Origin of the sequence: Vibrio sp. M260118, from assembly GCF_036533755.1 — a bacterium.
Lineage (GTDB): Bacteria > Pseudomonadota > Gammaproteobacteria > Enterobacterales > Vibrionaceae > Vibrio.
Map to the genome: position 1 here is coordinate 1 of NZ_JATABG010000343.1, position 3,712 is coordinate 3,712.

Annotated in this window: 3 protein-coding genes and 1 pseudogene; 1 reads left to right on the plus strand and 3 read right to left on the minus strand. The window is 44.3% G+C overall.

The window, feature by feature from the left end:
- Both QTO00_RS16340 and QTO00_RS16345 read right to left on the minus strand, forming a co-directional pair.
- A pseudogene (locus tag QTO00_RS16340) lies at nucleotides 1-1,007 on the minus strand (cache domain-containing protein); the annotation flags it as partial.
- Nucleotides 1,008-1,200: 193 nt separating this feature from the next.
- Complete coding sequence (locus QTO00_RS16345; RefSeq protein WP_331425735.1) at nucleotides 1,201-1,674, minus strand: GNAT family N-acetyltransferase; 474 nt, start codon at nucleotides 1,672-1,674, stop codon at nucleotides 1,201-1,203.
- Between the two features lie 155 nt (nucleotides 1,675-1,829).
- Between QTO00_RS16345 and QTO00_RS16350 the strand changes: the two genes are divergently transcribed.
- A complete protein-coding gene (locus QTO00_RS16350) occupies nucleotides 1,830-2,828 on the plus strand; it encodes a 2-hydroxyacid dehydrogenase (protein ID WP_331425736.1) in 999 nt (332 codons plus the stop codon).
- A 48-nt stretch (nucleotides 2,829-2,876) separates the two neighbouring features.
- Here the strand turns inward: QTO00_RS16350 and QTO00_RS16355 are convergent.
- Nucleotides 2,877-3,712: S16 family serine protease (locus QTO00_RS16355; protein WP_331425737.1), on the minus strand; the 836-nt coding region annotated here is incomplete at its 5' end.

Consider the following 3,712-nt stretch of genomic DNA (forward strand, 5'->3'; position numbering starts at 1 on the left):
TCTCTTGTGCTGCTAAACGACTCGCCTCATTAGACTCAGAGGTTCTCCCTGCGACTTCTTCAATCGTAGCAAGCATTTCTGTCATTGCCGTTGCCAACATGTCGACATCATCTTGTTGCTGCTTCAAGCTGTCATCAATGTGGTGAACTGAAGTCGACAATTGCGTCGCCGATGCCGATACCTGCGTACCCGCGTCACTGATATTCAACATCATAGATTGGATCGAAGCAACAAACTGATTGAAATAACGCGAGAGATAAATCAGCTCTTTACTTCCCTCTTCAGGTAACCTTTGAGTCAAGTCCCCTTCCCCCCCGAGACAACGTATGCATAGCCTTAAGTGTTCGCTTAAGCGGGGACGTAATGGTTTTAATGAAATACCCAACGACCAAAGAAAGCACGATCAAAATTCCCAACGCATATGAGAGAGAGGCCATTTCAGATCTGTAGGTAGCGGCCTGTAACGCGTCCATATTCATTCCAGAGCCTATCATCCAATCCCAGGGTTCAAACATGATGGCATAACTCGTTTTTGGGTCTGTCGTACCTTTGTCTGGGTTAGCCCACGTATAGTCGACAAAACCACCACCACTTCGGGCAGTATGATAGAGATCTTTAGCGAAATACCTTCCCTCACTGTCTTGCAAACTTAGGATGTTTTTACCCAAAAGTGACGAAACACCAGTCGCAATTTGAACACCGTCACCGTCGCCAACGAATATATAATTGTCACCGTCAAATCTCATCGAGGAGATCACTTGTAGCGCTCTCTCTTGCGCCTTAGCGGTTGATAATGTGCCATTTTGACTTTGCTGATAGTGATATTGCACGACACTAAGTGCACTTTCGACCAAGGTTTCAACACCTTGTTCGTAATTCTCACGCATATGATGGCGAGATTTATCGATATTTAGCAATGTGTTAGCAAACAGACCGACAGCAAATAACCCTAAAATCGACCATGCCCTCGCAGCGATCGAGACGCTCTTCAGTTTAGAAATAAACATATCCATGTACCCTAGCCGTTTAACATTGTTAGTTATCCGCCAGAGCCATTTCTTGGGTGTGGTCGTTAACTGGTCGGACTTATTTAAATATAACGGTAGCAGCTATCTGGAAGTAATGTGCAATTATTCTCATATTTTAGTGATAATTAAATGAAGATGATATTTAACTCAATTTAACTTATTGAATAACCCTTTAGGCTGTAAGCGACTTCAACATAATATGCTGTGGTCCTGCCGCTCCTCCTAGATAAACATCACCAGAATCAATGAAACCATTGTTTAAATAGCACTTATACGCGACTGGATTTTCGCAATTAACGGTTAGATACACCGTATTATAGTTAGAGTAATGTGGAGCAAGGTAATCGGTTAGCTGCGCAATCACGGCACTTCCATATCCTAACCCTTGGCATTTGATATCGACCAAAAATGCGCGAAAACCTAGCGTGTTTGGCGAGCAAAAGTCGTAGTGAACACTGTAGGTGGTATCAATCAAAAATATCCCTACAACATGACCATCGGCTAATACTAAATGGGGGTGAACTTCATCATCCGCATTCGCTAACACTTCCTCAATAGTACCAACAAAAGGCAGCTGTTCCTCAGCGATCGATAACGAAATAACCTGGTCTAAATATTCTGGTGTCATCGGTGTTAACGTAATCATGCTTATTTGTCTTCAATTCATCAATCCTCAATATATCAATTATTTACCTATTCATACAAATCAATAATACCCCTATTAATTAGTGGTTTATTTTTAGTGAATTTAGGTATTCAATGGAGCCTGTTACTCTCCACTTTTCTTTTTGAGAGGTTGTTATGATAGATGTCGCTGTATTTAGCTCTAAATCTTACGATGAAGTGTCGTTTTCTAAAGCCAACACCCAGTATGGCTTGAATCTCCACTTTCATGAATTTCGTTTAACGACTAAAACTGCAAAAATGGCGCACGGCTGCCAAGTTGTGTGTGCCTTTGTTAATGATGATCTTTCGGCATCTGTATTAGAAGCCTTGTCACAGCATGGCGTACAGATGGTTGCAATGCGTTGCGCAGGCTTTGATAGAGTCGATTTAGAAACGGCTAAAAGGCTTAACATTCAGGTTGTGCGCGTGCCGGCTTACTCGCCCGAATCTGTCGCGGAGCATACGGTCGGCTTAATGATGAGCCTTAATCGACGTTTCCATAAAGCTTACCAACGCACCCGTGACGCCAACTTCAATCTCGAAGGTCTGGTCGGTTTCAACTTCCATGGAAAAACTGCTGGTGTCATTGGTACAGGTAAAATCGGCCTTGCGACTATGCGCATTTTAAGAGGCTTGGGCATGGATGTGTTGTGTCACGACCCATATCAGAACCCATTAGCCATTGAGCTTGGTGCCAAATACGTTTCAAAACAAGAGATCTTTGCTAACAGTGATGTGATTACTCTTCATTGCCCAATGTCAGAAGAAAACTACCACCTACTCGACGAATCAGCGTTCGAGCAAATGAAAGATGGCGTGATGATCGTTAACACTAGTCGTGGCGGGCTGCTTGACTCAGCTGCAGCCGTGGAAGCTCTAAAGCGTGGTCGCATCGGAGCATTGGGTTTGGATGTGTATGAGCACGAAAAAGAGCTCTTCTTCCAAGATAAATCCAATGACGTTATTGTCGATGATGTGTTCCGCCGCCTATCTGCCTGTCACAACGTAATTTTCACCGGTCATCAAGCATTCTTAACCAATGAGGCGTTGGGAAACATTGCAGAAACTACGCTTGGTAACGTGGATGCATTTACCAAAGGCGTACCATCTGGCAACGAAGTTATAGAACTATAAAATTACTTCAAAATATATGAGCCCCTAGTTCAGGGGCTCGGTTATTCACTATTTGCGTAGCGCGTTGAGCTTCGCTTGAGCAATGCCAAACACAGTATCGATGGGATAACTGCCTTCGTCACTTGGCATCCCTGCTGGCTTCCCGGTAAACAGCTCTATTGCCTCTGTTACATGGTCAATCGCCCAGATATGAAACTCGCTTTTCTCTACGGCTTTTACGATATCAGGTCGTAGCATCAAGTTATGCATGTTTGAGCGAGGGATGATTACCCCCTGCTCACTATTTCGACCTTTTATCGTACAAACATCAAAGAAGCCTTCGATCTTCTCATTTACACCACCAATTGGCTGGGATTCACCAAACTGGTTCATCGAACCCGTAATGGCAATGTCTTGTCTGTTTGGCTGTTTGGAAAACGCTGAAACCACGGCACAGAACTCGGCCATACTCGCACTATCTCCATCGACGCCACCGTATGACTGCTCAAAGGTGATGGTCGTACTCAAAGGTACTTTGGCCGTTTTACCAAACACAGACGATAAATAAGCGGTCAGAATCATCACACCCTTAGAGTGAATGCTGCCACCAAGATCAACACTACGCTCGATATCAATTACTTCACCATCGCCGTAACAGGTTGTGGCAGTAATTCGGTTTGGAGCGCCAAACATGTACTCACTCGTACTCAACACAGACAACGCATTGACCTGGCCGATCGCTTGGCCCTTGGTGTGGATGAGTGTAGTGCCATTAATAAAGCTCTCCATCACGCTGTCTTTCAGTCGACTAACGCGAAGTTCTTGGTTAGACAGAGCCTCTTCCACATGACTTGAACGGATCATGTTCGAGTTGGCTTGCCTAGCAACATAATTGGATTCGCGGA

Bases quoted from the DNA above. Each gene is read 5' to 3' on its own strand.
- QTO00_RS16345 (WP_331425735.1), bottom strand. From the start codon at position 1,674: ATGATTACGTTAACACCGATGACACCAGAATATTTAGACCAGGTTATT.
- QTO00_RS16350 (WP_331425736.1), top strand. From the start codon at position 1,830: ATGATAGATGTCGCTGTATTTAGCTCTAAATCTTACGATGAAGTGTCG.